Origin of the sequence: Micromonospora sp. RTGN7 (assembly GCF_033804645.1) — a bacterium.
Lineage (GTDB): Bacteria > Actinomycetota > Actinomycetes > Mycobacteriales > Micromonosporaceae > Micromonospora.
In genome coordinates this window covers 97,307-111,714 of sequence record NZ_JAPZLF010000020.1, presented here as the reverse complement: position 1 = coordinate 111,714, position 14,408 = coordinate 97,307, and the positions used below count along the sequence as shown (strand labels likewise).

Annotated in this window: 12 protein-coding genes; 7 read left to right on the top strand and 5 right to left on the bottom strand. The window is 71.4% G+C overall.

Annotation, left to right across the window (positions count from 1 at the left end):
• Window positions 1–108: 108 nt before the first annotated feature.
• Window positions 109–1,215 (bottom strand): GNAT family N-acetyltransferase, encoded by a 1,107-nt coding sequence (locus SNR22_RS24200; RefSeq protein ID WP_413775696.1) that lies wholly within the window; start codon window positions 1,213–1,215, stop codon window positions 109–111.
• 5 nt (window positions 1,216–1,220) lie between these two features.
• The gene (locus SNR22_RS24195) at window positions 1,221–2,393 is read right to left on the bottom strand and encodes a GNAT family protein (protein WP_320068945.1); all 1,173 of its coding nucleotides are present in this window, start codon (window positions 2,391–2,393) and stop codon (window positions 1,221–1,223) included.
• Window positions 2,394–2,554: 161 nt separating this feature from the next.
• On the opposite strand from SNR22_RS24195, the gene secA reads away from it, so the two are divergent.
• Window positions 2,555–5,470 (top strand): preprotein translocase subunit SecA, encoded by a 2,916-nt coding sequence (gene secA, locus SNR22_RS24190; RefSeq protein ID WP_320068944.1) that lies wholly within the window; start codon window positions 2,555–2,557, stop codon window positions 5,468–5,470.
• Window positions 5,471–5,698: 228 nt separating this feature from the next.
• Here the strand turns inward: secA and SNR22_RS24185 are convergent, their stop codons facing one another.
• Together SNR22_RS24185 and SNR22_RS24180 are read right to left on the bottom strand one after the other, a co-directional pair.
• Window positions 5,699–6,301: an Rv3235 family protein gene (locus SNR22_RS24185; RefSeq protein ID WP_320068943.1), complete on the bottom strand. Its 603-nt coding sequence runs from the start codon at window positions 6,299–6,301 to the stop codon at window positions 5,699–5,701.
• 99 nt (window positions 6,302–6,400) lie between these two features.
• The gene (locus SNR22_RS24180) at window positions 6,401–6,628 is read right to left on the bottom strand and encodes a helix-turn-helix domain-containing protein (RefSeq protein WP_320068942.1); all 228 of its coding nucleotides are present in this window, start codon (window positions 6,626–6,628) and stop codon (window positions 6,401–6,403) included.
• A gap of 208 nt (window positions 6,629–6,836) precedes the next feature.
• Between SNR22_RS24180 and SNR22_RS24175 the strand changes: the two genes are divergently transcribed.
• The gene (locus SNR22_RS24175) at window positions 6,837–7,346 is read left to right on the top strand and encodes a DUF6912 family protein (protein WP_320068941.1); all 510 of its coding nucleotides are present in this window, start codon (window positions 6,837–6,839) and stop codon (window positions 7,344–7,346) included.
• A 46-nt stretch (window positions 7,347–7,392) separates the two neighbouring features.
• On the opposite strand, the gene SNR22_RS24170 is transcribed toward SNR22_RS24175, so the two are convergent.
• On the bottom strand, window positions 7,393–8,481 hold the full coding sequence (locus tag SNR22_RS24170; RefSeq protein ID WP_320068940.1) for a hypothetical protein: 1,089 nt from the start codon (window positions 8,479–8,481) through the stop codon (window positions 7,393–7,395).
• A 507-nt stretch (window positions 8,482–8,988) separates the two neighbouring features.
• Here SNR22_RS24170 and pruA point away from each other — a divergent pair.
• The 5 genes from pruA to ftsX all read left to right on the top strand — a co-directional run bounded on the left by pruA (window position 8,989) and on the right by ftsX (window position 14,321).
• Window positions 8,989–10,617, top strand: a complete 1,629-nt coding sequence (pruA, locus tag SNR22_RS24165; protein WP_320068939.1) for an L-glutamate gamma-semialdehyde dehydrogenase — start codon at window positions 8,989–8,991, stop codon at window positions 10,615–10,617.
• A 166-nt stretch (window positions 10,618–10,783) separates the two neighbouring features.
• Window positions 10,784–11,299 carry a PadR family transcriptional regulator gene (locus SNR22_RS24160; protein WP_320068938.1) on the top strand — a complete coding sequence of 172 codons (516 nt, stop codon included), beginning with the start codon at window positions 10,784–10,786 and terminating at the stop codon, window positions 11,297–11,299.
• A 158-nt stretch (window positions 11,300–11,457) separates the two neighbouring features.
• Window positions 11,458–12,579: a peptide chain release factor 2 gene (gene prfB / locus SNR22_RS24155; RefSeq protein ID WP_320068937.1), complete on the top strand. Its 1,122-nt coding sequence runs from the start codon at window positions 11,458–11,460 to the stop codon at window positions 12,577–12,579.
• A 118-nt stretch (window positions 12,580–12,697) separates the two neighbouring features.
• Window positions 12,698–13,378, top strand: a complete 681-nt coding sequence (ftsE, locus tag SNR22_RS24150; RefSeq protein ID WP_320068936.1) for a cell division ATP-binding protein FtsE — start codon at window positions 12,698–12,700, stop codon at window positions 13,376–13,378.
• Window positions 13,379–13,445: 67 nt separating this feature from the next.
• Window positions 13,446–14,321, top strand: coding sequence for a permease-like cell division protein FtsX (gene ftsX, locus SNR22_RS24145; RefSeq protein WP_320068935.1), 876 nt, complete (start codon window positions 13,446–13,448; stop codon window positions 14,319–14,321).
• The last annotated feature ends 87 nt before the right edge of the window (window positions 14,322–14,408 follow it).

Sequence of the window (14,408 nt, the reverse complement as noted above, 5' to 3'; positions counted from 1 at the left end):
TCCGCACCGCCAGCCCCGGGGGGCGGCGCCGGGGGGCCGGGGGCCCCCCCCCGGCCCCCCCCGCCCCGCGGGGGTGGGGCGCCCCCCCCCCCCCCCCCCCACGATCGGTCAGCGGAGATCGCCGGGGAGCAGGGCGAAGACGAGGTCGTCGAGGCGGGTGCCGGCCAGGCCCGGCAGGCGGCCCACCAGCAGCCCCTCGCGGTGGAAGCCGGCCCTTTCCAGCACCCGGTGCGAGGCGGTGTTCTCCGGCACCGTGCCGGCGGTCAGCCGGGCGATCCCGGCCGGCCCGAAGGCCCAGCCGGCGAGCAGCCGGACGGCCCGGGTGGCGTACCCCCGGCCCCGCCACGGCGGCAGCAGCGCGTAGCCGATCGACGCCTCGTCGATGCCCGGCTCGGTGTAGGACAGCCCGCAACTGCCCGCCGGTTCGCCCGTCGCCGCGTCGGTGATCAGCATCCGCGCGATGTCGCCGGTCAACCAGTTGCTCTCCGCGAGCCGGCAGCGCCGCTGGATCGCCTCCCACCCGGGCGGCACCGGCGGTGCCTGGTTCGCCACCACCTCGGGCCGGCTGTGCAGCCGATACATCAGCTCCGCGTCGTCCGGGACGAGCCGGCGAAGGGTGATCACGCCGTCGGTGAGCCGGCCGTCGGGCAGGTCGGGCAGGGCCCGGTCCACGGGGCCGGGCGGGTCGTCGGCCAGCCGCACCCAGCAGACCCGGTCGTGCCGGCTGCCGTCGCGGGCCGGGGTCGCCGCGCGGCGTACCCCCTCGTGCCGGAAGCCGGCGGCGAGCGCGACGCGCTGGCTGGCCGCGTTCTCCGGGTGGGTGAGCAGCTCCAGTCGGGCCGTGTCGTGCCTGAACGCCGCTGCGGCCAGCGCCCGGGTCGCGGCGCTGGCCACCCCGCGTCCGCGCGCCCACGGCGCGACCCAGTAGCCGATCTCCGCCTGCCCCCGGGCCGGAATCGGGTTACTCAGGCCGACCCCGCCGAGTAGCCGGTCGGTCGCCGGGTCCGTCACCGCATACGCGGCCCCGCCGGTGGCCCGGATCGCCGGGGCGCCCTCGGTGACCCACCACCGGGCGTCCGCCTCGGTGTACGGGCTCGGCAGGCCGGGCAGGAACCGTTGGGTCAGCGGGTCGGAGCAGGCCGCCGCGACGTCCGCGACGTCGTCGGCGTCGAAGTGCCGCAGCCGGACCCCCTCGGCCTCGATGGTGCCGGGCAGCGGGCTCACGCGAGGTCCTCGGGGAGCAGCGAGCCGACCCAGGTGTCGCCCCGGGCGCCGCCGCGGGTCGCCAGTGCCGCCCGGGCCACGCCCTCCATGGTGAAGCCGGCCTTCTCCGCCACCCGCCGGGAGGCGGTGTTGCCGACCAGCGCCCGCCATTCGATCCGGGCCAGGCCGAAGGTGGTGAAGCCCCAGGCGGCGAGGGCGGCGGTCGCGGCCGGCATGTACCCCCGCCCCCGGGCGTGCGGCGCGGTCATGAAGCCGACCGAGCCCCGCACCGGGTCGGCGGCGGTGATCCGCAGGTCGATCGAGGCGACGTACCGGTCGTCGCCGTCGGCGACGGTGAAGGAGGCCCCGGTGCCGCGCGCCCACGCCGCGTCGGCGATGTCCCGCTTGAATCCCTCGGCGTGCGTCCGGTCGTACGGGGCCGGCACCGTGGTCCACCGGGCCGTGTGCGGGTCGCGGCAGGTCTCGACGATGTCGTCGAGGTCGCGCTCATCGATCGGCCGCAGCCGCAGCTCCTCGCCCCCGGCGGTGGTGGCGAACAGGGTGGGCTGGGGGCGGGTGAAGACGGCGGCCCGGCGCGCGTCCAGCGTCCCCGGCTCGGCCGGCCCGGGGGCGCCCGGCGCGGGCAACTCGTCGGGGAAGAGGGAGCCGACCCACGCCTCCCGCCTCCCGCCGAGCGCCGGGTGGGCCAGCCGAAGTTCGCCCTCAACCCGGAATCCGGCGCGCAGCGCGACCAGTCGGGAGGGGTGGTTGCCGATCTCGGCCTGCCAGAGCAGTCGGCGCAGCCTCAGCGCGTCGAAGGCCCACCGGGCGACCGCCCGGGTGGCCCGGGCGGCGACGCCCTGCCCCCGCGCCCACGGTGCCACCCAGTAGCCGATCTCACCGGTGTTCACGGCCGGGCTCAGCGAGACCAGCCCGCAGGAGGCGAGCAGCTCGCCGGTGGCGGCGTCGCAGACGGCGAACAGGGCGCCGGTGCCGTCGCGCCAGGCGGCCGGACTGATCTCGGTGACGAAGCCACGGGCGTGTTCAGGCAGGTACGGGCGCGGTACGGTGGTCCAGCGCTGGATGTCCGAATCCTGGCAGGCCCGGTGCACGGCGTCCGCGTCGGTCGCCTGCCAGGGCCGCAGCAGCAGACCGTCCTCGGTGATTTCCACGGGTTCCACCCGAGCCATCGTGCCGGATCGTTCGCGCTGGGCGTAACTGGATATCCCGCCGCAGGCCCCGTGGTCCGAGTGTTATGTCGGTTTCGGCCGATCGGACCGCTGCCACCAGTGACCATCGGGCCGACGGAGCGCCTACGATGGGTCGAGACTGTCTAGGGGAGCGTTGATCCGTGTCGATTCTGGAAAAAATCCTTCGCGCGGGCGAGGGCCGCATGGTGCGCCGGCTGAAGGCCATCGCCGCCGTCGTCAACTCGATCGAGGACGACTACGTCAACCTCACCGACGACGAACTGCGTGGCCTCACCGACCAATACCGGGAGCGCCTCGCCGACGGTGAGACGCTCGACGACCTCCTGCCGGAGGCGTTCGCCACGGTGCGCGAGGCGTCGGCCCGGGTGCTCGGCCAGCGGCCGTACGACGTCCAGGTGATGGGTGGGGCTGCGCTGCACTTCGGCAATATCGCCGAGATGAAGACCGGTGAGGGTAAGACCCTGACCTCGGTCATGGCGGTGTATCTCAACGCACTGTCCGGCAAGGGCGTGCACGTGATCACGGTCAACGACTACCTGGCCCAGCGCGACGCCGCCTGGATGGGCCGGGTGCACGAGTTCCTCGGCCTCACCGTCGGCGTGGTGCTGCCCAACCGGCCGGCCAGCGAGCACCGTGCCGCATACGACTGCGACATCACCTACGGCACCAACAACGAGTTCGGCTTCGACTACCTGCGCGACAACATGGCCTGGTCGAAGGAAGAGCTGGTCCAGCGCGGCCACAACTTCGCGGTGGTCGACGAGGTCGACTCGATCCTGATCGACGAGGCCCGGACGCCGTTGATCATCTCCGGCCCGGCCGAGCACTCGGCCCGCTGGTACGGCGAGTTCTCCGGCGTGGTGGCCCGGCTCCAGTCCGGCAAGGACGGCGAGGGCGACTACGAGGTCGACTACGCCAAGCGCACCATCGCGGTGACCGAGCGCGGCGTGGCCAAGGTGGAGGACCGGCTCGGCATCGACAACCTCTACGAGTCGGTGAACACCCCCCTCGTGGGTTACCTGAACAACGCGATCAAGGCCAAGGAGCTCTACAAGCGCGACAAGGACTACATCGTCAGCGACGGCGAGGTCCTGATCGTCGACGAGTTCACCGGCCGCATCCTGCACGGGCGCCGCTACAACGAGGGCATGCACCAGGCGATCGAGGCCAAGGAGGGGGTGGAGATCAAGCAGGAGAACCAGACCCTGGCCACCATCACCCTCCAGAACTACTTCCGCCTCTACGAGAAGCTCTCCGGCATGACCGGTACGGCCCAGACCGAGGCGGGCGAGTTCAACAAGGTCTACAAGGTCGGCGTGGTGACCATCCCGACCCACCGGCCGATGGTCCGGATGGACCGGGCCGACGTGATCTACAAGACCGAGAAGGCCAAGTTCAACGCGGTCGTCGAGGACATCGCCGAGCGGCACCAGGCCGGTCAGCCGGTGCTGGTCGGCACCGTCTCGGTGGAGAACTCCGAGATCATCTCCCAGCTGCTGCGCCGCCGGGGCATCCCGCACTCCGTGCTGAACGCCAAGTTCCACGCCAAGGAGGCGGAGATCGTCGCCCAGGCCGGGCGCAAGGGCGGGGTCACCGTGGCGACCAACATGGCCGGCCGGGGCACCGACATCCTGCTCGGCGGTAACCCCGAGTTCCGCGCCGCCGACGAGCTGCGCCAGCGCGGCCTCGATCCGGCGGAGAACGAGGAGGAGTACGCCAAGGCCATGGAGGAGGTCCTGCCCAAGTGGAAGCAGACCTGCGAGGCTGAGGCGGAGGAGGTCTCCGCCGTCGGCGGGCTCTACGTGCTGGGCACCGAGCGGCACGAGTCGCGGCGGATCGACAATCAGCTGCGCGGTCGGGCCGGCCGGCAGGGTGACCCGGGCGAGTCCCGCTTCTACCTCTCGCTGCAGGACGAGCTGATGAAGCGCTTCCGGGCCGGCGCGGTCGAGGCGGTGATGGAGCGCTTCAACATCCCGGAGGACGTGCCCATCGAGTCGAAGATGGTCACCCGTCAGATCAAGAGCGCCCAGGCCCAGATCGAGGGCCAGAACGCCGAGATCCGCAAGAACGTCCTGAAGTACGACGAGGTGCTCAACAAGCAGCGCCAGGTCATCTACGCCGAGCGCCTGCGGGTGCTCAACGGTGAGGACCTCTCCGAGCAGGTCCGCAACATGATCGACGACGTGGTCGGCGCGTATGTGGTCGGCGCCACCAGCGACGGGTACGCCGAGGACTGGGACCTCGAGCAGCTCTGGGCCAGCCTCAAGCAGCTCTACCCGGTGGGCGTCACTCTGGAGGAGCTGGAGGAGGAGATCGGCTCCCGGGCCGGCATGGACCAGGACTTCCTGGTCGCCCGCCTCAAGGAGGACGCGAACGCCGGGTATGACCGGCGTGAGGAGCAGCTCGGCGAGGAGGGCACGCGCCAGCTCGAGCGGATGGTGATGCTCCAGGTCATCGACCGCAAGTGGCGTGAGCACCTCTACGAGATGGACTACCTCCAGGAGGGCATCAGCCTGCGGGCGTACGCCCAGCGCGACCCGGTGGTGGAATACCAGCGCGAGGGCTTCGACATGTTCGCCACGATGATGGACGGCATCAAGGAGGAGACGGTCGGCTTCCTCTACAACCTGGAGGTCCAGGTCCAGCAGGAGGAGGCCGAGGCCGAGGAGGTGCAGCTGCTGGAGAAGCCGGTGGAGATTCGGGCCAAGGGCCTGGGCCGCGCCCCCCAGCAGCAGGGCCTCCAGTATTCCGCGCCGACCATCGACGGTGAGGCCGGCGCCGGTGCGGTCGTCGTGGAGCGTCCGGGTGAGCAGGCCCCGCCGGTGCGGGCGCCCCGCTCCGAGAAGCCGGCCCGGCCGGCGGCCCCGCCCGCCACCGAGGCGTCGCGTCGTCCGGCCGCCTTCGGCGGGAGCGGGCAGGCCGTCGCGGCCAACTCGGCCCGCCGTACGGCCCCGGGTCAGGCGGCCTCCGGCGGTCCGTCCCGCAACGCGCCCTGCCCCTGCGGCTCCGGCCGCAAGTACAAGCGCTGCCACGGCTCCGCCAACGGCGGCAACTGACCAGGCCCGAGTTGACCTGGCCGGCTGACCCGGCCGGGTGCCGCCAGTGGCGGCGAGTGACCTTTTAGCGAGCGAGAACGGGCCCCGGCGACCAGCCGGGGCCCGTTCCGCCTCTTCCCGCTCCGAGGCCTTGATCAGCCCAGGCCGGGGCGGCACCGCAGACAGGACCGAACGGACGAGTCGCCCCCGGTAGGGGCCGGCGGGTGGCTCCGGCGGTGTGGTGGCCCGTCAGACGACCTGGAGGGCGGTGCAGAGCCAGCGACCGCGCCGGTGCTCCAGGCGTAGCGCCATCGCCCAGGTGCGCCCGGCGGCGTTGGACAGGACGGCGGCGGCCTCCAGCGCCGCGGGACGGGGCTCGCAGACCCGCAGGCGACGCAGCCGCACGGTCGGGCGGGTCGAGCGTCGGCGGACCGGACCGGTGTGGGCTGCCGCCCTGGTCAGCTCGTGCATCACGTCCGCTGAGGAGGCGGGCTCGCTCAGCGGTCGGAGCTGCCCGAGCGGCCGGTACCCGTTGAGGATCTCCAGGCAGGTGGCGACGAAGCGCTGGGCGGCTCGGGTTGCCTCCGGGGTGGCCGTGACCAGCGCGGCGGGCGGCGGGGCCGCCGCGCTGGCCCGGCCGGGCCCGCCGGGGGTGGGGCGGGGGTCGTGCGGCCGCCCGCCGGGGCGGGCGGGGGCGCTGCGGTGGGCCTCGAAGAGGTCGAGGGCCAGTTGGGCGGCGACCGGTCGGGGCCAGCCCTCGGCCGGTTCCTCGGTGAAGGGCGGGTCGAGCGAGGGCGCCGGCCGCACCCGGACCGGGGGACGGAGGGGCCCGGGCCGGCGGGACTCGATCATCGCTACCCCCGATGCTTGCGTTTACCTACGTTTGCCTTCGACAGCTTCGATTCTCGGGCAAGGCAACGCCCGGGGTCAATGCCCTCTGCGAGGAGAGTGCTACTCGGCGTCGCGATCGGTCAGCGGGTTGTCCCGGACCCAATCCGCGGTCTCGGCGTACTTGCGCTGGATGTAATCCTCCAGGCGGGCGCGCTCGACCCGCCACTGCCCCCGCCCGCCGATCTTGATGGCGGGCAGTTCGCCGCTGCGCACCATGTGGTAGACCTGCGAGTCCGACACGTTCAGCTCGGTGGCCACGTCGGAGAGCAGCAGGAACCTCGGCTCCACGGAAACTCCCGGGGTTGGCGTCGTTTGCTTCAGTTTGCCATCCGCTGCCGACAACGCGGCGGCTCCGCCGGCCCCGACCCGCCCGCGCCGCCCGCGCGGCAACCTCCGCCCGGGCGGGTGCGGGATGATATGACGGTCACGGCGTACGGCATGATCGGCGCCCGGGCCGGCGCACGCCGGTCGGGAGGCGGAGCAGGGGAGACGACCGGTGACCGACGAGCTTGTCCGGGTGTACGTGCCGGCGATCGTGCCGATGCTGGCCCGCCTCCCCGAGCAGGGACTGCCCGAGACCGACGCCCATGCAGTGACCCCCGCGCTGCGCGAGTGGTACGCCGAGGGCGACGAGGAGGAACTGGAGTACGTCGCGTTCATCCGGGCCGCCCAGGACGCCCTGTTCCTGCTCCGGGACGACCCGACCGCGCCCCGCCGACGCGTTGTCATCTCCGTCGACGTCCCCGCCTCGGCGCTGCGACGCACCGACGACGAGCTCGGCTCCAGCGCGGTCCGGCTGGTCCGGCCGATCCCGGTGACGGCGGTCGCCGCGCTGCACGTCGACGGCGACGACGCGCGCGACGACGTGACCGCCGCCGTGGCCGTCGCCGCCGAGGCACTGGCCGGTGACCCGGACGCCCAGTTCACCGTGGACGGGACGGAGGACCACGAGCTGGAGTGGTACGACCCCACCGAGCTGGAGCAGCTGCTGCGCGCCGCGTCCTGACCGGAGACCGGTACGGGTGGGCGGCGGGGCGGGTCAGGGCCGTCCGTCAGCGGTCGGCTGTCGCCTCCGTGGCCTCGTCCTCGTCGTCGTGCGGGGCGGGGCCCAGGGTGCGGCCGAAGGCGATCAGCGCGGTGAGCGCGCCGACGAAGAGCATCCAGATCCCGTTGTCGATCCGGGAGGTGCCCAGCGAGGTCTGGGCGACGGCGTCCGCCTCGCTCAGCGCGCCGGCCAGGTCGAGCAGGGACCGCCCCCCGACCCGGATGATGATCTCGGCGAGCAGCAGGAGTAGGCCCGGGCCGGCCCCGGCCAGCAGGTAGCCGGGCCAGCGGACGCCCGGCGCTGCCGGATCGTGCCGCTCGGCGCGCCGCCGGGCCCAGGTGAGATACCCGAAGGCGAGCAGCCCGGCAAGCAGCCCGGCGAGCAGGGACTCCGTGCGGGACACCCACTTGGCCGCGCTGAACAGTGACTGCTGGGTGTCACCCGCGCCGAAGAGGTCGAACAGTGGGTCGCGGGCCTTGCTGAAGGCCACCACGAAGACCAGCGCGCCGAGGGCGGCGGTGACGATCGCGCCGACCACCCGGGCGGTGCCGGCACCGGGCACCGAGCCGCCGATGATGGACAGGGCGCCGGCCAACGCGCCACCGATGACCGCCGTGGCGGCGGTGGTGCCGGCGATCACGTTGGTGGTCGCGTTGTCGTAGTAGGTCAGGTTGATCACCAGCGCCGCGACGAGCCCGACCAGCAGGCCGGCGCCGACTGCGACGACGAAGCGCAGGGTGTCCCGGCCCGCGCCGAGCCGGCCCAGCAGGTTGGTCGCCGCGAGGGCGACCGCCGCGCCGGCCACCAGCGCGGCCGAGATGACCCCCGGCAGCGCGAACGCGGAGAGGCTGATCGCGGTGACCCCCGCCTCGGCGGAGGTGATCGCCGCCCGGGTGGACCAGAGCATCGCGGCCAGCCAGCCCACGGCCAGCAGGGCCAGCACGACAGCACCGGGGGCGCGCGCCGGCGCAGTACCCCCATCAGTGCGTGAGGCCGGCCGGGCGGCGTCAGCGGCTGGCTCGTCGGCCCCGGCCGGGACGTCCCGCGCCGGCTGGTCCGGCTGCGCGGCGGTGGAGCTGCCGGGCTGGTTGCTCATCGTTTTCCCTTCGACGGGCGCCCATCCCCGGCCGGCTCTGGCGGCGGAACGGGGCAGGGCTGGTCACCGGCCATCCAGGGTACGCGCTGCCAGGCCGCCGCCCGTCCGCCCGCGGCACCGACGTCTCCCGGCCGTCCGCAGGTCGGCGACCGACCCGCCCGTCCGCCCTCCGGTGGCACCGAACCGGGGCCCGTCCCGCCTCCTGCCGCGGGCGGTGGTGGACAAGGCGTGGTGATGGATCGTAAGTCGGCGTGGGCGCTGGTGGCGGATCCGGCGGGTATGGAGGCTGGTGAGTCGACGATTCGTAGGCCGGTGCGCGAGGGGTGGCGGGGGTAACCGCCTGCGGGTGGGCCCGGGGCGGGGCGGAGCCGGAGGCCCCGCGTGGGAGAATCGGCGCAGGTCCCGCCGCCGCGCCCCGGTCCACCGCGCGGTGCCCAGCGACCGGCCGCCCGGCCGGCGCCCGCGGGTCCGATTTCGCCACCGCTGCCGAGATCGCCAGGAGCCCCGATGGATGCCGTGTTCTCCGTACCCGAGCCGCGCAACGAGCCGGTCCGCACCTACGAGCCGGGCAGCGCCGACCGGGAGCGGCTCCAGCGCCGCCTGTCCGAGCTGGCCGTCGAGCGCATCGACCTGCCGATGACCATCGCCGGCGAGCAGCGGATGGCCGGCGGCGAGTCGATTGATGTGGTGCAGCCGCACCGGCACGCGCACGTGCTCGGCGTCACCGGACACGCCACTCACGACGACGCCCGCGCCGCCGTCCGCGCCGCCAAGGACGCCGCACCGATGTGGCGGGCGCTCCCGTTCGAGGAGCGCGCGGCGATCTTCCTGCGCGCCGCCGAGCTGCTCGCCGGACCGTGGCGGGACACCATCAATGCCGCCACCATGCTCGGCCAGTCGAAGACGGCCGTCCAGGCCGAGATCGACGCGGCCTGCGAGCTGATCGACTTCCTCCGGTTCAACGTGCACTTCGCCCGGGGCCTGCTGGAGGAGCAGCCGCTCTCCTCCCCGGGGGTGTGGAACCGCCTCGACCACCGTCCTCTGGAGGGTTTCGTCTACGCGGTCACCCCGTTCAACTTCACCGCGATCGCCGGCAACCTGCCCTCCGCCCCGGCCCTGCTCGGCAACACCGTGGTCTGGAAGCCGAGCCCGACCCAGCAGTTCGCCGCGAACTTCACCATGCGGCTGTTCGAGGCGGCCGGCCTGCCGCCCGGCGTGATCAACATGGTCACCGGCCGGGGCGAGGAGGTCTCCGACGTGGTGCTCGCCGACCCGGAGCTGGCCGGCATCCACTTCACCGGCTCCACCAAGGTCTTCCAGCAGCTCTGGCGGACCGTCGGGGAGAACATCCACCGCTACCGGGGCTACCCCCGGCTCGTCGGCGAGACCGGCGGCAAGGACTTTGTGGTCGCCCATTCCAGCGCCGACCCCGACGCGCTGCACACCGCGTTGATCCGGGGCGCGTACGAGTACCAGGGCCAGAAGTGCTCGGCCGCGTCCCGGGCGTACGTGCCGCGGTCGCTGTGGGAGGGCGGGCTGCGCGACCGGCTGGCCGCCACCGCCGAGTCACTGACCTACGGCGACATCACCGACTTCGGCAACTTCGGCGGGGCCGTGATCGACGCCAAGGCGTTCGACCGGCACACCGCCGCGCTGAAGCTGATCAACGGCGACGACTCCTGCACCGTGCTGGCCGGCGGCACCGCCGACGACTCGGTCGGGTGGTTCGTCCGCCCGACCCTCTTCGAGTGCACCGACGCGGCGCACGAGACGTTCACCACCGAGTACTTCGGGCCCATCCTCGGCGTGCACGTCTTCGACGACGCCCGCTTCGACGAGGCCGTCGCCCAGGCCGAGTCGATCGCCCCGTACGCGCTCACCGGGGCGATCTTCGCCACCGACCGCCGGGTCGTCGACGCGGTGGCCGAGCGGATGCGGTACGCGGCCGGCAACTTCTACATCAACGACAAGCCGACCGGGGCGGTGGTCGGGCAGCAGCCCTTCGGCGGCGCGCGGGCCAGCGGCACCAACGACAAGGCCGGGTCCTGGCACAACCTGGTCCGCTGGATGTCCCCCCGGACGATCAAGGAGACCTTCGTCCCCCCGACCGACCACACCTACCCCCACATGGGCTGACACGTTCGACACAGGGCCCCCGTGCTATCGCGGGGGCCCTCCGTGCGTTATGTCACGGAACCCTCAACGGACAGTCGCCGGCCGACAGTGCACATAGGAAACCCTCCCGGGTGGCGAAAACGTCAAATCCTGGACGCCGAGTCGGTAAAGTGGCAGCGTAATGGCCATGGCGGATTCCGGAGTGAACCCCACGGCGGCAGCCCTCCTCGGGCTGCTCCACGAGGGTCCCATGACAGGCGGTCAACTGATGGCCGCCGCCGAGCGCAAGCTCGCCCCCTATTGGTCGATGACCCGCAGCCAGGTCTACCGGGAACTCCCGGTGCTGGCCGAGCGCGGCATGGTGCGGCTGGGCAAGCCCGGCCCCCGCTCCAGCCAGCCGTACGCGCTCACCGCAGCAGGAAAACGGACATTCTCCCGCTGGTTGGCCGAGGAGCCGGGGCGGGACACCATCCGTAACCCGATCGCCCTGCGGATAGCGTTCGGCGGTCTGCACTCGGCCACCCAGCTGCGCAACCTCCAGGCATCCGCCAACGAATACCACAGCGAGGCCCTGGCCCGGGTGCGGGAGCAGGTGAAGAACGCCAAGAAGGAGGGCGACTCGTACGACGCCAGCGCGCTGGAGTTCGCCGTCGCCTACCACAAGGCCGCCCTCTCCTGGCTGAAAACCGCCCCGGTCGGCTGACCGGCCGCCACCCCGCCACGGGCCGCCTCGGCACAGCAACCGCACAGCGTCCGGCGAGGTCGCGCAGGCCGGTGTCGCCCCTCCGCCGGGACACCTTTTCGCCCGCGACCGCGGGGCTCGCAAGCCCAGCTCCCGTATCCGCAGTAGGCTTGTGTGTCGTGACCGCTGCCGATTACGCCGAACAGCTCAAGGAACTCGACGCCACCCTTCGCAACATCGAGGCCGTGCTCAACCTCGACCGGCTCCACGACGAGAAGGCCCGGCTCGAGGAGCAGGCCTCCGCGCCCGACCTGTGGGACGACCAGGCCAAGGCACAGCAGGTGACTTCTCAGCTGTCGTACGTCAACGGCGAGATCAGCAAGCTGGGCAGCCTGCGCTCCCGGCTCGACGACGCCCGGGTGCTGCTGGAGCTGGCCGAGGCCGAGGACGACCCCGGGGTGCTCGCCGAGGTGGAGACCGAGATCGCCGGGCTCACCAAGGCCATCCAGGAGATGGAGGTCCGCACCCTGCTCTCCGGCGAGTACGACTCGCGGGAGGCGCTGGTGGCGATCCGGGCCGGGGCCGGCGGGGTGGACGCGGCCGACTTCGCCGAGATGCTGCTGCGGATGTACCTGCGCTGGGCCGAACGGCACGGCTACCCGACCGAGGTCTACGAGACCTCGTACGCCGAGGAGGCGGGCCTTAAGTCCGCGACCTTCGCGGTCAAGGTTCCGTACGCCTACGGCACGCTCAGCGTGGAGTCCGGCACCCACCGCCTGGTGCGGATCAGCCCGTTCGACAACCAGGGCCGCCGGCAGACCAGCTTCGCCGGCGTCGAGGTGCTGCCGGTGACCGAGCAGACCGACCACATCGACATCCCCGAGAACGAGATGCGGGTCGACGTCTACCGGTCCTCCGGGCCGGGCGGGCAGAGCGTCAACACCACCGACTCGGCGGTGCGGCTCACCCACATCCCGACCGGCATCGTGGTGACCTGCCAGAACGAGAAGTCCCAGTTGCAGAACAAGGCGTCCGCGATGCGGGTGCTCCAGTCCCGGCTGCTGGAGCGCAAGCGCCAGGAGGAGCAGGCCAAGCTGGAGGGGCTCAAGGAGAACGCCGCCGGCTCGTGGGGCGACCAGATGCGCTCGTACGTCCTGCACCCGTACCAGATGGTGAAGGACCTCCGGACCGAGCAGGAGACCGGCAATCCGAGCTCGGTCTTCGACGGCGAACTCGACAGCTTCATTGAAGCCGGTATCCGTTGGCGCAAGCAGCGACAGCTCGCCAATGACGCAGTGTGATCGCTTGTGGGCGGAGCGCGTCATTGATCTACCCCTAACCGGGTGATTCGATGACGCGCCTCGCACAGGCGGGGCGTGGGGCTTGGTTCATCAGTTACAGGGCGTAGAGTCACGACCCGTGATTCAGCTTGAGCAAGTGACGAAGACGTACCCGAAGGCGTCCCGGCCTTCGCTCGACGCCGTGTCCGTCTCGATCGAGAAGGGCGAGTTCGTCTTCTTCATCGGTCCATCCGGCTCCGGCAAGTCCACGATCATCAAGTTGCTGCTGCACGAGGTGACCCCCAGCAAGGGGCGGGTCGTCGTCAACAGCAAGGACGTCACCTCGATGCGTTCCTGGAAGCGGCCGCACTTCCGGCGCTCGATCGGCTGTGTCTTCCAGGACTTCCGGCTGCTGCCGAACCGCACCGCGTACGAGAACGTGGCGTTCGCCCTCGAGGTGATCGGCAAGACCAAGGCGGTGGCCCGCCGGGTCGTTCCCGAGGTGCTGGAGCTGGTCGGTCTCGGTGGCAAGGAGCACCGCTACCCGCACGAGCTCTCCGGTGGTGAGCAGCAGCGGGTTGCTGTCGCGCGGGCGTTCGTGAACCGTCCGCTGATCCTGCTGGCGGACGAGCCGACCGGAAACCTGGACCCGGACACCTCGATCGAGATCATGCGCCTGCTGGACCGGATCAACCGCACCGGCACGACCGTCGTGATGGTCACACACGACTCCAACATCGTGAACCAGATGCGACGTCGGGTCATCGAGATCGAGAGCGGACGCATCGTGCGCGACCAGGCCCGCGGCGTCTACGGGTGAGCCGGCGCTCCGCCCCTGTGCAGCCTGACGACGATCACCTCACGCCGGAGACCCGGAGGAATTCCCGATGCGCGTGAAATACGTCCTGTCCGAGGTACTGGTCGGACTGTGGCGCAACGTGACCATGACCATCGCCATGATCATCACGATGGCCGTGTCGTTGACCATGCTCGGTGCCAGCGGTCTGATGTACCGCCAGGTAGACGACATGAAGGACCTCTACTACAAGAACATCGAGGTCTCGATCTTCCTGACCAAGGAGGCCAACGAGCAGCAGCGCGCCGACATCGACACCAAGCTGAAGAGCGACCCCCTGATCAAGGAGGTCGTCTTCGTTGACAAAAGCGAGGCGTACAAGCGTTTCCAGGAGATGTTCCGGGACGCGCCCGACCTGCTGAGCGCGGTCAAGGCAGACAGCCTGCCCGAGTCGTTCCGACTCAAACTGGTCAACCCCGAGCAGTACCGGGAGATCTACAACCAGTACAAGAACACCGAGGGCGTCGATGAGATCGTCGACCAGAGTCAACTTCTGGACAAGATCTTCAAGATCCTCACCTCGATCCAGAACATCGCCCTGGCGGCCGCGGCGGTGATGGCCATCGCCGCCTTGCTGTTGGTCGCGAACACGATCCAGGTCGCGGCGTACAGCAAGCGACGTGAGGTCGCGGTCATGAAGCTGGTCGGCGCGTCCAACTGGTTCATCCAGGCGCCGTTCGTGCTGGAAGCCGTGGTCGCGGGCCTGATCGGCTCGCTGATCGGCCTGGTCGCCCTGATAGCGGCCAAATACCTGCTGTTCGACGGGGCGCTCAGCGATCTTCAGGGACTGCTCTCCCCGGTCACCTGGGGCGACATCCTCGTCATGTTCCCGATCATGGCCGGCGTGGGCGGTCTGATCAGCGCCGTCACCGCCTGGGTGACCCTCCGGTTCTACCTGCGGGTCTAGGCACCTGCGGGTCTGTCAACGGCGCGGGACCCTCCGCCGCGGAACAATCCGCGGCGGAGGGTCCTTGTCATTCGGGTAGCATGATCT

Bases quoted from the DNA above. Each gene is read 5' to 3' on its own strand.
- SNR22_RS24195 (WP_320068945.1), bottom strand. From the start codon at position 2,393: ATGGCTCGGGTGGAACCCGTGGAAATCACCGAGGACGGTCTGCTGCTG.
- SNR22_RS24185 (WP_320068943.1), bottom strand. From the start codon at position 6,301: ATGATCGAGTCCCGCCGGCCCGGGCCCCTCCGTCCCCCGGTCCGGGTG.
- SNR22_RS24170 (WP_320068940.1), bottom strand. From the start codon at position 8,481: ATGAGCAACCAGCCCGGCAGCTCCACCGCCGCGCAGCCGGACCAGCCG.
- pruA (WP_320068939.1), top strand. From the start codon at position 8,989: ATGGATGCCGTGTTCTCCGTACCCGAGCCGCGCAACGAGCCGGTCCGC.
- SNR22_RS24160 (WP_320068938.1), top strand. From the start codon at position 10,784: ATGGCGGATTCCGGAGTGAACCCCACGGCGGCAGCCCTCCTCGGGCTG.
- ftsX (WP_320068935.1), top strand. From the start codon at position 13,446: ATGCGCGTGAAATACGTCCTGTCCGAGGTACTGGTCGGACTGTGGCGC.